This window comes from Aurantimonas litoralis, from assembly GCF_026153195.1.
Classification (GTDB): Bacteria; Pseudomonadota; Alphaproteobacteria; order Rhizobiales; family Rhizobiaceae; genus Aurantimonas; species Aurantimonas coralicida.
In genome coordinates this window covers 838,364-851,118 of sequence record NZ_JAPFBM010000001.1, presented here as the reverse complement: position 1 = coordinate 851,118, position 12,755 = coordinate 838,364, and the positions used below count along the sequence as shown (strand labels likewise).

Here is a 12,755-nt window from a genome sequence, read left to right as displayed (position 1 = left end):
CACCTTCGTCCTCCCAAGACGAACCCGGCGGGGGCGGTCCCAGGCGACCGTCCCCGTCCCCCAGCGGCCCTCAGGTGGGATGTGATGCAACAGTTCTTCGAGCGATGCCGGACCGGTCTCATGCTGGTCGCGGGTCTCCTGCTGGCGGCCGGACTTCTGGCGGCGCAGCCAGCATGGACCCAGGGCGCCGACCCGGCCACGATCGTCCAGAAATTCGGCGGCAAGCAGAGCTTCAGCGCGACCGAGGCGGTGATCGCGGAAGCGGCGGCCAGCGGCGATGCCGCGCTGGCGCCCGCCCTCAAGGCCCTGCGTGACGGCGACCTCTACTGGCGCAAGAGCGACGAGGCCGTCTTCGTCGCCATGGCGCGCGGCGACGAGATGGTCCTCACCGATCCGATCACCGGCGAGGCCGCCGGCACCGTTGCCAAGGCGGACGTCACCAAGGTCCGCATCAAGAATTCGATCCGCAACGCGGTCACGGCCGCCCTCGGCACCCTGACCCTGCGGGCCGCCGATCCCGCCCAGCGGCTGCGGGCCGCCAGCACCGTGTTTTCCGACGCCGACCCCGAGATGATCGGCCCGCTCGAGGCAGCCATCGCCGCCGAGACCGATGCCGGCGTCCTCGCCCGGCTGGAAGAGGCGCGCGCCGCCGCGATCCTCGCCTCCGACCGCCCGGCCGCCGAGAAGGCCGAGGCCGCCAAGGCGCTGCAGACGCGCGGCGACCGCGAGGCGCTGAACATGCTGCGCATCTTCGCCGATGCCACCGACGATCCGGTGGCCCGCGAGGCGGCGCGCGAATCCATTGCCGGCATCGAGGCCAACATCGCCTTCTGGAACCAGATGCAGAATGTCTGGTACGGCCTGTCGCTCGGCTCGGTGCTGCTGCTCGCCGCCATCGGGCTGGCCATCACCTTCGGTGTGATGGGCGTCATCAACATGGCCCATGGCGAGATGGTCATGCTGGGCGCCTACACGACCTTCGTGGTGCAGGAGGCGATCCGCAGCTCGGCGCCCTGGCTGTTTCCCTGGTCGCTGACCATCGCCCTGCCCCTGGCCTTCCTCGTCTCCGGCTTCGTCGGTCTCGTCATGGAACGCGGCCTGATCCGCTTTCTCTACGGCCGACCGCTGGAAACGCTCCTGGCGACCTTCGGCGTCTCGCTGATCCTGCAGCAGGCGGTGCGTACCGTCTTCGGCCCGACCAACCGCGAGGTCGGCAATCCCGACTGGATGTCCGGCGCCTTCGATGTCGGGCTGATGTCGATCACCTGGAACCGGCTGTGGATCATCGTCTTCGCGCTGGTCGTCTTCCTGGCGCTGCTCGCCGTCCTCAACCGCACGCCGCTCGGCCTGCAGATGCGCGCCGTAACCCAAAACCGCAAGATGGCCTCGGCCATGGGCATCCGTACCCCCTGGGTCGATGCCATGACCTTCGCACTTGGCTCGGGCATCGCCGGTGTCGCCGGTGTCGCGCTCAGCCAGATCGACAATGTCTCGCCGAGCCTCGGCCAAGGCTACATCATCGACAGCTTCATGGTGGTGGTGTTCGGCGGGGTCGGCAATCTGTGGGGCACGCTGGTCGGGGCGATGAGCCTCGGCGTCCTCAACAAGTTCCTCGAACCCTATGCCGGCGCCGTCCTCGGCAAGATCATCGTGCTCGTCCTGATCATCCTCTTCATCCAGAAACGGCCGCGCGGCCTGTTCGCCCAGAAGGGGAGGTTCGTCGACGCATGATTCTCGCGCGCTTCCTCGGCCCCCGCATCTTCATCCTCGTCGCCGTGATCCTGGCGGCGGCGATCCTCGTGCCGCTGGCCAATCTCTGGCTGCCGGTCGGCCATCCGCTGCATGTGCCGTCCTATGCGGTGCCGCTCTTCGGCAAATATGTCTGCTACGCGCTCTTGGCGCTCGCTCTCGATCTGGTCTGGGGCTATGTCGGCATCCTGTCGCTCGGCCATGGCGCCTTCTTCGCCCTCGGCGGCTATGCCATGGGCATGTATCTGATGCGCCAGATCGGCTCGCGCGGGGTCTATGGCGATCCGGTGCTGCCGGACTTCATGGTGTTCCTGAACTGGCAGGAGCTGCCCTGGTACTGGTACGGCTTCGACCAGTTCTGGTTCGCTGCGCTGATGGTCGTGCTGGCCCCCGGCATTCTCGCCTTCGTCTTCGGATATTTCGCCTTCCGCAGCCGCGTCACCGGCGTCTATCTGTCGATCATCACCCAGGCGATGACCTATGCGCTGCTCCTGGCCTTCTTTCGCAACGACATGGGGTTCGGCGGCAATAACGGCCTGACTGACTTCAAGGAGCTGCTCGGCTTCTCGCTGCAGGCCGACACCACCCGCGCCGGCCTCTTTGCGGCGAGCTGCATCGCGCTGGCGGTGGCCGTGGTCATCGTCGGCTGGATCACCCGCTCGCGGCTCGGCAAGCTGATGGTGGCGGTGCGCGACGCCGAAAGCCGTACCCGCTTCATCGGCTGGCGGCCCGAGCATGTGAAGCTCTTCGCCTTCACCGTCTCGGCAGTGATGGCCGGCATTGCCGGGGCGCTTTACGTGCCGCAGGTCGGCATCATCAATCCCGGCGAGTTCGCCCCGGTCAATTCCATCGAGATCGTCGTCTGGGCGGCGGTCGGTGGCCGCGGCACGCTGATCGGCCCGGTGATCGGGGCGCTGCTGGTCAATTTCGGCAAGAGCATCTTCACCGCCATCGCGCCGGAATTCTGGCTCTTCGTCCTCGGCAGCCTGTTCGTCTTCGTCACCCTGTTCCTGCCCCGCGGCATCGTCGGCACCATCGACCATGGCTGGAACGCCTGGCGTGCCCGGCGCGGCGATGCCGACCGCGAGAAGGGCGAGGCGGTCGACAAGACGCCCGTGCCGGCGCCGGGACCGGCGGAATGACCATGATGGACCAGATGACCGACGCTCCCGACAAGACCACGGACCCAACAGGCGGGCCGGCCGCTCACGCCGGTGATGCGGACGCCGCATTGGCATCGGCGCCGCCGATCGTCTCGCCGCATCCCTACGCCACCCAGCGCGCCGCCCTGCTGGCCGAGCGCGAAGCCCTCGGCCAGGCGCGGCGCGACACGCTGCTCTATCTCGACGGGGTCACCAAGAGCTTCGACGGCTTCAAGGCGATCAACAATCTCTCGCTGGTCATCCAGAAGGGCGAGATGCGGGCGATCATCGGCCCGAACGGCGCCGGCAAGACCACCATGATGGACATCATCACCGGCAAGACCCGGCCCGACGAGGGCGAGGTCTATTTCGCCGGCGATGTCGACCTGACCAAGCAGGACGAGGCCGCGATCGCCAATATGGGCATCGGCCGCAAGTTCCAGAAGCCGACTGTCTTCGAGAGCCATACGGTGGCCGACAACATCCGCATGTCGATGGCCGGCTCGCGCTCGATTTTCGCCGCGCTGCTGCACCGCGACAGTGCCGGCGAACGCCAGACGGTCGCCGACATTCTGGAGACGACGCGGCTGACCGCCAAAGCGGGCACACTGGCGGCCGATCTCAGCCATGGCCAGAAGCAGTGGCTGGAGATCGGCATGCTGCTGGCGCAGGATCCCGAACTCCTGCTGGTGGATGAACCGGTGGCCGGCATGACCGACGCCGAGACCGAGGAGACGGCGCGGCTCCTGCGCGAGATCGCCCGCACCCGTTCGGTGGTCGTCGTTGAGCACGACATGCATTTCGTGCGCGCCCTCGACGTCAAGGTCACCTGCCTGCACGAGGGCTCGGTGCTGTCCGAAGGTACGCTCGACCATGTCTCCGCCGATCCGCGCGTCGTTGAGGTGTATCTTGGCCGCTGAGATGCACCACACGAGCCGAGACCTGACCACGATGCGGTCCGGGGAGGGCGGAACGCGCTGCCTTGCCGGTTCGCTCGCGGCCCATCCAACATTTCCTGCAGGAGCGCCGAACGCCCCATGCTGACCGTTTCGAACGTCGATCTCTATTACGGTGCGGCGCAGGCGCTGCGCGGCGTGTCGCTGAATGCGAAGAAGGGCGAGATCACCTGCGTTCTCGGGCGCAACGGCGTCGGCAAGACCTCGCTGCTGCGCGCCATCGTCGGCCAGCAGCCGATCCTCGCCGGCCAGATCGCCCTCGACGGCGACAATCTCGGCCGCGAGGCGCCCTATACGCGGGCCCGCCGCGGCATCGGCTTCGTGCCCCAGGGCCGCGAGATCTTCCCGCTTTTGACGGTGAAAGAGAATCTCCAGACCGGCTTCGCGCCGCTGAAGGGCGCCGACCGGACCATCCCCGACCATGTCTTCGAGCTCTTCCCGGTGCTCGCCGACATGCTCGGCCGGCGTGGCGGCGACCTGTCCGGCGGCCAGCAGCAGCAGCTGGCGATCGGCCGGGCGCTGGTGACACGGCCGCAGCTTCTCGTCCTCGACGAGCCGACCGAGGGCATCCAGCCCTCGATCATCAAGGATATCGGCCGGGCCATCCGCTATCTGAAGGACCAGTCCGGTCTCGCCATCCTGCTGGTCGAGCAATATCTGGATTTCTGCCGCGAGCTCGCCGATCAGGTCTACATCATGGACCGCGGCGAAATCGTCTTCGACGGCCCCGCCGAAGGCCTCGACGATCCCGAGGTACGCCGGCATCTGACGGTGTGATCCCGATCTCCGCGATGATCGCCCTCGCTTCAGTCTTCCCGAGCGGCATGTTAGAAAGGATGACACGGTCGCGGCCGATGTTCCTCGATCTGCGGCACGTGGTGCGTTCCGCTTTTGGGAGGATACCCAGTGCGCTTCATCGCGACGCTTCTTGCCTGCCTTTGTCTTGCCGGTGCCAGTCAGGCGCAAACGCTGGTCAAGCCTGGCGAGGTCGATCAGATCGTCGACATCGCCCGCGGCTTCGGCTCCGGGACATTGGAAAAGGACGAGACCGAATATGTCCGGGGGCGCATCAATGGCACGCTCTACGTGATCTTCTTCAACGACTGCAATTCCGACAGAAGCGAATGCCAGAGCCTCCAGTTCTATGCCTCCTGGGAGGGGGTCCCTGTCGATCAGGCCGCCATCAACGGCTGGAACCGGGACAAGCGCTTTGCCAAGGCTTATATCGACGCCGAGAACGATCCGGTGCTGGAGATGGACGTCAATCTGCGCCACGGAGTCACCCGCGGCAATCTCGAGGACACGTTCGACTGGTGGCGTCTGTCCCTGAGAGAGTTCAAGTCGGGCATCCTCAAGCTCTAGGGCCATTCGCGACTTCCGGTGGCCCCGCCGTCGGGCTGGAATTCGCGCCCGGTCGCACTCTTGCCGTTCATGCCGGGACCTGCGAGCCTCGCGCCATCTCCACGCATCCCCTTGGACAGATCATCATGAGAGACGCAGCCGGCGCCCCGTCGGATCAAGCCGCTTTACCGCGCGTCCGCGCTGGCCTGCCCGCATGAGCGCGGTGCGTGACCTGCCGGTGACGGACCAGGCGGCCCCGCGCCGCATGCAGCGCTCGGAAGGGTCTGCGTCGGCGCAGTTCCGCGTCGTCGATGCGCGAACCCGGCTGCAGCGGTTGCACCAGTCCGGCTGCCTCAAGCTGCGGTTTCCACGGCTGCCGCGCCAGCAGGCCGAGGCGATCCTGATCAACAGTTCGGGCGGCCTGACCGGCGGCGACCGGCTGGCGCAGGATTTCACCGTGGCGGCCGGGGCCGATCTCACGGTCACCACCCAGGCCTGCGAACGCATCTACCGTGCCTCCGGCGGCGACACCGCCCATGTGACGACGCGGGCGACGCTGGATGAGGGCGCACGGCTCGCCTGGCTGCCCCAGGAGACGATCCTCTTCGACGGCGGCCGGGTGCGCCGCACGCTCGATGTCGAGGCCGCGACGGATGCGCGCTTTCTCCTGTGCGAATCGCTGATCCTCGGCCGCGAGCTCATGGGCGAGAGCGTGACCAACGGCCATTTCCACGATCGCTGGCGCGTGCGGCTGGGCGGCCGGCTGGTCTTTGCCGACGACCTGCAACTGTCTGGCGACATCGCTGCGGCGATGGCGGAGCCCGCCTCGCTCGGCCCGAACCGCGCGCTGGCGACGGTGGTGGCTCATCTGCCCGACGCCGAGGCGCGCCTCGAGGGGCTTCGCGCAGCGATCGGCGAAGACGGTGGCGCCAGTCTGGTTGGTGGTCTTCTCGTCGCCCGCATCCGGGCCGCGTCCGGCTTTCATCTGCGCCAGCAGCTGGTGCCGGTGCTTTCGGGTCTGGCGGACGGGCCGTTGCCGCTTGTATGGTCGTTATGACGCATCTGCGAAGGAACCCGGCATGCAACTGACCCCGCGCGAAAAGGACAAGCTGCTCGTCTCGATGGCCGCCATGGTGGCGCGCCGCCGGCTGGAACGCGGCGTGAAGCTGAACCATCCCGAGGCGATCGCGCTGATCACCGACTATGTGGTTGAAGGCGCGCGCGACGGCCGCAGCGTCGCCGACCTGATGGAGGCCGGCGCCCATGTGATCACGCGCGACCAGGTGATGGAGGGGATTGCCGAGATGATCCACGACGTCCAGGTCGAGGCGACCTTTCCCGACGGCACGAAGCTGGTGACGGTGCACGAACCGATCCGCTGATCCGGACGGTCCGAGACTTGGGACGCCTGCGCCGCAGGCGCGGCCGGACGCGTTGCCTATCGGCGTTCGGTGGCCGGTGCCTCGGCCAGCGTGTCCGCCTTCGCGGCGGGTTCGAGGGAGGACACGGTCATGTCCGGCTCGTCGGCTGCCACAGCGACGGGCGCGTCTCCGACGAATCGGAACCCCTGTTCGATGACGGAATAATAGGCGGGACCGGTGACCGGACCGATGGTGACAGTGCGGACCATCAGGGGCTGCGCCGGTCCGACGGGACCGAGGAGCAGACCGAGAAACGCCGCAATCAGAAGCGACCTCAGCATGTGAACTCCAACCTGTTGTGCGGTTGCGCGGTCCGATCGTTCGATGCCGGACCTTTGCCTTCTTCCGCAACGTCATTATGCGACGTTTCGTTCCGCGCACCAGCTCTTTTTCCCGAAAGCCGTTAACGCGGAGCCGAGACATAACCCGCGAAAGTTTCACGAGTTCTTGCCGGCGCAACCTTGGTTATCGGTAGGCTTTCCGAAACCCTACAGGCCCTCCCGCCGCTCTTCGCATCTGCGAGACCAGCGCCAGAAAGCCTTTGACACCGGTTAAGCCGGCTTCCATGATCGCGCCCGAACCCGCCGTGCCGGGCGCCCCTGCGGGGCGTTGCCGGCGGCGGGCTGGACGTGACCCATATCGGGGCGCCCGTCGACCAATCTGAGGGACATCCGCATGCTCACACGCTTCGCCATTGCCGCCGCAACCCTGGCCGCCGCGACAGTGCCCGCCTTCGCCCATCTCGATCCTGTCGCCCATGGCTCGCTGGCCGCCGGCGCGTCGCATCCGCTGCTCGGTTGGGACCACGTCCTGGTGATGGTGGCCGTCGGCCTGTGGGCCGCGACGCTGGGCGGCCGTGCGCGCCTTGCCGTTCCCGTCGCTTTCGTCGCCGCCATGGGCGCCGGCTTCGTGCTGGCCCTGAACGGAATGTCGCTGCCCTTCGTCGAGCCGGTGGTCATGGCGTCGGTCGTCGCCCTCGGCCTTCTTGTCGCCGCCGCCGTTCGTCTGCCGGTTCCGGCCGCGGCCGCAGCCGTCGGCGCCTTCGCCCTGTTCCATGGTTCCGCCCATGGCGCCGAGCTCGGTTCGGCCGGCGCGCTCTCCTTCGGCCTCGGTTTCGTGGTGGCCACGGTGGCGCTGCATGGTGTCGGCCTGGCCCTCGGCCATTCCCTGACCGCCGACCGCCAGCCGCTGATCGTCCGCGCGCTCGGCGCGGCCTCGGCGCTTGCCGGCCTCTACATGATCGCGGCCTGAGCCGCGTGACGCATCCGGGCCCTGGCCCGCAGACGACAGGGCTCGCCCGGAGACGGGCGGGCCTGACAGAAGAGCAACGGCGTGCCTGAGTTCATCCGGGCACCGCAGCCGGTCGGCGAATACGACCTGATGGCGATTGGCCCCGTGCTGCTGGTGGTTCTGGCGATCATCGCCATTCGCAAGCTCTGGAGGAATGGTTCATGATCCCCGGCGAAATCCTCACCCCCGACGGCGACATCGTCCTCAACGACGGCGCCGAGCCGATCACCCTGATGGTCGGCAATACGGGCGACCGGCCGGTCCAGGTCGGCAGCCATTTCCATTTCGCCGAGACCAATCCCGCACTCACCTTCGATCGCGACGCCGCCCGCGGCATGCGGCTGGATCTGGCCGCCGGCACCGCCGTGCGCTTCGAGCCCGGGCAGACCCGCGAGGTCACGCTGGTGCCGCTGGGCGGTGCGCGCAAGGTCTATGGCTTCAACGGCAAGGTGATGGGCGCGCTCTGACCGGCGCCACGGGGCGCCGCTGAGGCGCCACCCCTGATTCCCGGCCGTGAGGACGATGGCTGCAAGCCTGGCGATGGCGCAGGCGCGGCTTGGTGCGAGCTGGAAAAGGGGGACGGGCGAATGTGCGACCATTGCGTGATCGACAGCGTGAAGAGCCGGATGCTGAACCGGCGCGGGCTCTTGGGCGGCGGGCTTGCAGTGGCCGCGGCAGGGATCGCCAGCCCGGCCTTTGCGCAGGGCGCCGCCAAGCCGGCGGTCGCCCCCTCGATGCCGGCCAATTCCATCGCCGACCTGACCCATGAGCTCTATCCGGAGTTCCCGACCTTCTTCGGCGACCAGCAATTCTTCATGGAGCAGAAATTCTCCTACGCCGAGCACAAGTTCAATCTGTTCGAGCTGCGGGTGAACGAGCACACCGGCACCCATGTCGACGCGCCGCTGCATTTCTCCGCCGATGGCCAGTCGGTGGCGGAGATCCCCGTCGACAAGCTGATGGCGCCGCTGGTCGTGGTCGATATCCGCGAGAAGGCAGAGAAGGATGCGGACGCGCAGGTCACGCCCGACGATCTGAAGGCGTGGATCGCGGCCCATGGCGACATGCCGGAGAATTGCTGCGTGGCGATGAATTCCGGCTGGGCCCGGCATCTGGACACCGACAAGTTCCGCAATGCCGACCAGGACGGCACCATGCATTTCCCCGGCTTCCATGTGGAAGCGGTGCAGATGCTGCTGGAGGGATCGGCGGTCGGCATCGCCGTCGACACGCTGTCGCTCGACTTCGGCATGTCGCCGGACTTCGCCGTGCATTACGCCTGGTTGCCGGAAGGCCGCTGGGGGCTGGAGTGCATCGCCGGGCTCGACGACATGCCGGCCACGGGTGCGACGCTGATCGTCGGCGCGCCGAAGCATCGCGGCGGCTCGGGCGGTCCGGCCCGCGTCTTCGCACTCACCTGAGGGGACAGGCTATGGCAACGGCACCGCTGGTTTCGGATGCAGAGGCCAGCCCCGAGGTGCGCGCCGTCTTCGACGACATCCGCGCGACCCGCGGCTCGGACTTCGTCAACAATTTCTGGCGCGTACTGGCCGCCGACCCGGCGACGCTGAAGCGGACATGGGAGGAAGTGAAGGCGGTGATGGGCGCACCGGGCGCGCTCGATCCGCTGACCCGCGAGATGCTCTACATCGCCGTTTCGACCACCAATGGCTGCAGCTATTGCGTCCATTCCCACACGGCCGCAGCGCGGGCGAAGGGCATGACCGATGCGCAATATGGCGAGTTGCTGGCCGTCGTCGGCCTTGCCGCCAGGACCAACCAGCTGGCGCAGGCGCTGCAGGTGCCCGTGGACGACGCCTTCGAGGTCTGATCGCCGGCTCAGGAGACGAGGCGTGGCTCAGTCGCCATTGGCCTTGGGAATGGCACTCGGGGCGTTCGACAGGCCGCGACGAATGGAGCCCAGATCGACGGCGACGGTCGGCTTGGTGATCCGGTAGGCGCGGTCGGGCCCAGCGCCCGGGGTGCCGATCGTGTCGCTGGTGCCGAAGCTGGTGACCGACGAGGTGCCGGCGCCGTCCTCGGAGCGTGCCAGCCCTTCGGCATTGAGGCTGTTGATCGTCGACGAACCCTCGCTCGCCAGCCCTTCGGTCGTGTTGGCGCCGAGGCCGGTGCTGCCGGAACTCGCCCCCGGTGCGATCGGGTCGGTGAGAGTCGGCGATGCGCCCGTGTCCGACAGGCTCGACCCCGATCCGACGCCGCCCGTGCTGCCGATGCCGCTGGCGCCGGAGCCGGTGACGACACCGCTGCCCGACGATCCGCCGATGCCGGACGAGCCCCCGGCACCCGAAGAGCCCCCGACGCCGCCGGAGAGCTGGGCCAGTGCGGGAGCCGCGGCGAGCACCGCCGCGATTGCGATCAGGGGGGTGAGGGATCTGCGCATGGCCTCTGCCTTCCGGTTTCACGGCGCGGGTCGGTGGGTGTCGGCGGCCCGCTGCCTCTGATCACCAACTCCGCGCGCTTCCGACCGGTTCCCGAACGCCGGCAGGCGCCGCGCAGCCTACCGCCGGATGATGGCGCGATGTGAGCCGACCGAACGGCCGCGGGTCACCGCGCTGCCGCCCGCGGCACTGGGGCCCTGCCGCGCGAAGCTGCCGGCATTGATGCCGTTGAGGTCCGACCGGCCCTCGACCGCGCGTTCTGCCGTGCTTGGCTGAGGGGCACGGCTGCGGGGCACCTTCGGCTTCAGATAGCTGTCGTCGAAATTCTTGCCGTAGGCCCGCTCGGTGACCGTGTCGCCGAAAACGTCGGCGCCACGAATGCGGGGACCGGCCGGCGCTGCAGGCGACCCGCCGATGCGCATGCCCGATGCGGACGAGCCCGGCACATCGCCCATCGGCCCCGGATCATAGGCCTGGGCGAGGGCGGCGCCGGGAAGAAGCAGCGCGGCGAGGAGGGCGAAGCGGATCATCGGGGCTCCTGAATCGGGAACGTGCGGCCATGGCCGGCATGCGCGCCGCGGCGGCCGAATTGCCGCCAGTCTCGCGCCGATCGACAAAACCGGGAAGACAAGCTTTCGCGACCGACCTATGGTCACTGATGGTGCGCCGCAACGAGAGCGGCCGTATCCTTAGAATTCGACCCGTCTGGAGATCGCCCATGCCCGCCCGGATCGCTCGCTCTTCCTATGCCGCCATGTTCGGCCCGACGACCGGCGACAAGGTCCGCCTCGCCGACACCGAACTGTTCATCGAGGTGGAGAAGGACTTCACCACCTATGGCGAGGAGGTGAAGTTCGGCGGCGGCAAGGTGATCCGCGACGGCATGGGCCAGTCCCAGCATTCGCGGGCCGAGGGCGCGGTCGACACGGTGATCACCAACGCGCTGGTCCTCGATCATACCGGCATCTACAAGGCCGATATCGGCCTGCGCGACGGCCGCATCTGCGCCATCGGCAAGGCCGGCAATCCCGACACCCAGGGCGGCGTCGACATCATCATCGGCCCCGGCACCGAGGCGATCGCCGCCGAGGGCAAGATCGTCACCGCCGGCGGCTTCGACAGCCACATCCACTTCATCTGCCCGCAGCAGATCGAGGAGGCGCTGTTTTCCGGCGTCACCACCATGATGGGCGGCGGCACCGGGCCGGCGCACGGCACGCTGGCAACGACCTGCACGCCCGGACCCTGGCATCTGGCGCGCATGCTGCAGGCCACCGACGCTATGCCGATGAATATCGGCTTCTCGGGCAAGGGCAACGCGTCGCTGCCGGCCGCGCTGGAGGAGATGGTGCGGGGCGGCGCCTGCGCCCTGAAGCTGCATGAGGACTGGGGTACGACGCCCGCCGCCATCGATTGCTGCCTGTCGGTGGCCGACGATCACGACGTTCAGGTGATGATCCACACCGACACGCTGAACGAGAGCGGCTTCGTCGAGAACACCGTCGACGCCTTCAAGGGCCGCACCATCCACGCCTTCCATACCGAGGGCGCCGGCGGCGGTCACGCGCCGGACATCATCAAGGTCTGCGGACTGCCCAACGTGATCCCGTCCTCGACCAATCCGACGCGGCCCTACACGACCAACACGCTGGAAGAGCATCTCGACATGCTGATGGTCTGCCACCATCTCGACGCGTCGATTCCCGAGGACATCGCCTTCGCCGAAAGCCGCATCCGCAAGGAGACCATCGCGGCGGAGGACATTCTCCACGATCTCGGCGCCTTCTCGATCATCGCCTCCGATTCCCAGGCCATGGGCCGGGTCGGCGAGGTCATCGTGCGGACCTGGCAGACCGCCGACAAGATGAAGCGGCAGCGCGGGCGGCTTCCCGGCGAGACCGGCGACAACGACAATCTGCGTGCCCGTCGCTATGTCGCGAAATACACGATTAACCCGGCCATCGCGCAGGGCATGTCGAAGGAGATCGGTTCGATCGAGGTCGGCAAGCGCGCCGACATCGTGCTGTGGGACCCGGCCTTCTTCGGCGTGAAGCCGATGATGGTGCTGATCGGCGGCACCATCGTGGCGGCCCCGATGGGCGACCCCAACGCCTCGATCCCGACGCCGCAGCCGGTGCATTACCGGCCGATGTTCGGCGCCTTCGGCAAGGCCGTCAGCAATTCCGCGATCTCCTTCGTCTCCGGCGCGGCGATGGCCGACGGGCTGCGCGAAAAGATCGGCTGCGAGAAGGCATTCCTGGCGGTGGAGAACACCCGCGGCGGCATCTCCAAGGCATCGATGCGCCTCAACGACGCGACGCCCCATATCGAGGTCGATCCGGAAACCTACGAGGTGCGCGCCGACGGCGAATTGCTGACCTGCGAGCCCGCCTCGGTGCTGCCGATGGCGCAGCGCTACTTCCTGTTCTAGGCTTTCCCGAAGAATTGCAGCCGGCG

General features: G+C 67.8%; 16 protein-coding genes. 13 read left to right on the top strand and 3 right to left on the bottom strand.

Going from position 1 to position 12,755, the window contains the following annotated elements; all coding sequences use genetic code 11:
* Window positions 1–84: 84 nt before the first annotated feature.
* The 7 genes from urtB to N7I30_RS04000 all read left to right on the top strand — a co-directional run bounded on the left by urtB (window position 85) and on the right by N7I30_RS04000 (window position 6,570).
* Window positions 85–1,731 (top strand): urea ABC transporter permease subunit UrtB, encoded by a 1,647-nt coding sequence (urtB, locus tag N7I30_RS04030; RefSeq protein ID WP_498636857.1) that lies wholly within the window; start codon window positions 85–87, stop codon window positions 1,729–1,731.
* Window positions 1,728–2,891, top strand: coding sequence for an urea ABC transporter permease subunit UrtC (gene urtC, locus N7I30_RS04025; RefSeq protein WP_498636855.1), 1,164 nt, complete (start codon window positions 1,728–1,730; stop codon window positions 2,889–2,891). The genes urtB and urtC overlap by 4 nt, the downstream gene beginning before the upstream one ends.
* Window positions 2,888–3,811, top strand: a complete 924-nt coding sequence (gene urtD / locus N7I30_RS04020) for an urea ABC transporter ATP-binding protein UrtD (RefSeq protein ID WP_491391644.1) — start codon at window positions 2,888–2,890, stop codon at window positions 3,809–3,811. Before urtC ends, urtD begins: the two co-directional genes overlap by 4 nt.
* Before the next feature lie 117 nt (window positions 3,812–3,928).
* A complete protein-coding gene (gene urtE / locus N7I30_RS04015) occupies window positions 3,929–4,624 on the top strand; it encodes an urea ABC transporter ATP-binding subunit UrtE (protein ID WP_498636852.1) in 696 nt (231 codons plus the stop codon).
* 129 nt (window positions 4,625–4,753) lie between these two features.
* Window positions 4,754–5,209 (top strand): YbjN domain-containing protein, encoded by a 456-nt coding sequence (locus N7I30_RS04010; protein ID WP_228239394.1) that lies wholly within the window; start codon window positions 4,754–4,756, stop codon window positions 5,207–5,209.
* A 193-nt stretch (window positions 5,210–5,402) separates the two neighbouring features.
* Complete coding sequence (locus N7I30_RS04005) at window positions 5,403–6,245, top strand: urease accessory protein UreD (RefSeq protein ID WP_498636850.1); 843 nt, start codon at window positions 5,403–5,405, stop codon at window positions 6,243–6,245.
* Between the two features lie 22 nt (window positions 6,246–6,267).
* Window positions 6,268–6,570 (top strand): urease subunit gamma, encoded by a 303-nt coding sequence (locus tag N7I30_RS04000; protein WP_009210852.1) that lies wholly within the window; start codon window positions 6,268–6,270, stop codon window positions 6,568–6,570.
* A gap of 56 nt (window positions 6,571–6,626) precedes the next feature.
* On the opposite strand, the gene N7I30_RS03995 is transcribed toward N7I30_RS04000, so the two are convergent.
* Window positions 6,627–6,890 (bottom strand): hypothetical protein, encoded by a 264-nt coding sequence (locus N7I30_RS03995; protein ID WP_188076019.1) that lies wholly within the window; start codon window positions 6,888–6,890, stop codon window positions 6,627–6,629.
* A 394-nt stretch (window positions 6,891–7,284) separates the two neighbouring features.
* On the opposite strand from N7I30_RS03995, the gene N7I30_RS03990 reads away from it, so the two are divergent.
* From N7I30_RS03990 to N7I30_RS03970, 5 genes are all read left to right on the top strand, one after another.
* Window positions 7,285–7,860, top strand: coding sequence for a HupE/UreJ family protein (locus tag N7I30_RS03990; RefSeq protein ID WP_498636848.1), 576 nt, complete (start codon window positions 7,285–7,287; stop codon window positions 7,858–7,860).
* Between the two features lie 81 nt (window positions 7,861–7,941).
* Entirely contained in the window at window positions 7,942–8,064 is a 123-nt protein-coding gene (locus N7I30_RS03985; protein WP_266102048.1) for a hypothetical protein, read from the top strand.
* Entirely contained in the window at window positions 8,061–8,366 is a 306-nt protein-coding gene (locus N7I30_RS03980) for an urease subunit beta (protein ID WP_024349750.1), read from the top strand. Before N7I30_RS03985 ends, N7I30_RS03980 begins: the two co-directional genes overlap by 4 nt.
* A 120-nt stretch (window positions 8,367–8,486) precedes the next feature.
* Complete coding sequence (locus tag N7I30_RS03975) at window positions 8,487–9,320, top strand: cyclase family protein (RefSeq protein WP_498636845.1); 834 nt, start codon at window positions 8,487–8,489, stop codon at window positions 9,318–9,320.
* Between the two features lie 11 nt (window positions 9,321–9,331).
* On the top strand, window positions 9,332–9,730 hold the full coding sequence (locus N7I30_RS03970; RefSeq protein ID WP_491372711.1) for a carboxymuconolactone decarboxylase family protein: 399 nt from the start codon (window positions 9,332–9,334) through the stop codon (window positions 9,728–9,730).
* 27 nt (window positions 9,731–9,757) lie between these two features.
* Here N7I30_RS03970 and N7I30_RS03965 read toward each other — a convergent pair whose 3' ends face one another.
* Together N7I30_RS03965 and N7I30_RS03960 are read right to left on the bottom strand one after the other, a co-directional pair.
* Window positions 9,758–10,300: a hypothetical protein gene (locus N7I30_RS03965; protein WP_498636842.1), complete on the bottom strand. Its 543-nt coding sequence runs from the start codon at window positions 10,298–10,300 to the stop codon at window positions 9,758–9,760.
* 117 nt (window positions 10,301–10,417) lie between these two features.
* A complete protein-coding gene (locus N7I30_RS03960; RefSeq protein WP_498636840.1) occupies window positions 10,418–10,828 on the bottom strand; it encodes a hypothetical protein in 411 nt (136 codons plus the stop codon).
* Between the two features lie 188 nt (window positions 10,829–11,016).
* Here N7I30_RS03960 and ureC point away from each other — a divergent pair, with 188 nt between their 5' ends.
* Window positions 11,017–12,729, top strand: coding sequence for an urease subunit alpha (gene ureC, locus N7I30_RS03955; protein ID WP_187391125.1), 1,713 nt, complete (start codon window positions 11,017–11,019; stop codon window positions 12,727–12,729).
* Window positions 12,730–12,755: the final 26 nt, after the last annotated feature.

Excerpts from the sequence above, each read along its gene's own strand:
- urtB (WP_498636857.1), top strand. The coding sequence starts at position 85 with ATGCAACAGTTCTTCGAGCGATGCCGGACCGGTCTCATGCTGGTCGCG.
- urtC (WP_498636855.1), top strand. The coding sequence starts at position 1,728 with ATGATTCTCGCGCGCTTCCTCGGCCCCCGCATCTTCATCCTCGTCGCC.
- urtD (WP_491391644.1), top strand. The coding sequence starts at position 2,888 with ATGACCATGATGGACCAGATGACCGACGCTCCCGACAAGACCACGGAC.
- urtE (WP_498636852.1), top strand. The coding sequence starts at position 3,929 with ATGCTGACCGTTTCGAACGTCGATCTCTATTACGGTGCGGCGCAGGCG.
- N7I30_RS04005 (WP_498636850.1), top strand. The coding sequence starts at position 5,403 with ATGAGCGCGGTGCGTGACCTGCCGGTGACGGACCAGGCGGCCCCGCGC.
- N7I30_RS04000 (WP_009210852.1), top strand. The coding sequence starts at position 6,268 with ATGCAACTGACCCCGCGCGAAAAGGACAAGCTGCTCGTCTCGATGGCC.
- N7I30_RS03995 (WP_188076019.1), bottom strand. The coding sequence starts at position 6,890 with ATGCTGAGGTCGCTTCTGATTGCGGCGTTTCTCGGTCTGCTCCTCGGT.
- N7I30_RS03990 (WP_498636848.1), top strand. The coding sequence starts at position 7,285 with ATGCTCACACGCTTCGCCATTGCCGCCGCAACCCTGGCCGCCGCGACA.
- N7I30_RS03980 (WP_024349750.1), top strand. The coding sequence starts at position 8,061 with ATGATCCCCGGCGAAATCCTCACCCCCGACGGCGACATCGTCCTCAAC.
- N7I30_RS03975 (WP_498636845.1), top strand. The coding sequence starts at position 8,487 with ATGTGCGACCATTGCGTGATCGACAGCGTGAAGAGCCGGATGCTGAAC.
- N7I30_RS03970 (WP_491372711.1), top strand. The coding sequence starts at position 9,332 with ATGGCAACGGCACCGCTGGTTTCGGATGCAGAGGCCAGCCCCGAGGTG.
- N7I30_RS03965 (WP_498636842.1), bottom strand. The coding sequence starts at position 10,300 with ATGCGCAGATCCCTCACCCCCCTGATCGCAATCGCGGCGGTGCTCGCC.
- N7I30_RS03960 (WP_498636840.1), bottom strand. The coding sequence starts at position 10,828 with ATGATCCGCTTCGCCCTCCTCGCCGCGCTGCTTCTTCCCGGCGCCGCC.
- ureC (WP_187391125.1), top strand. The coding sequence starts at position 11,017 with ATGCCCGCCCGGATCGCTCGCTCTTCCTATGCCGCCATGTTCGGCCCG.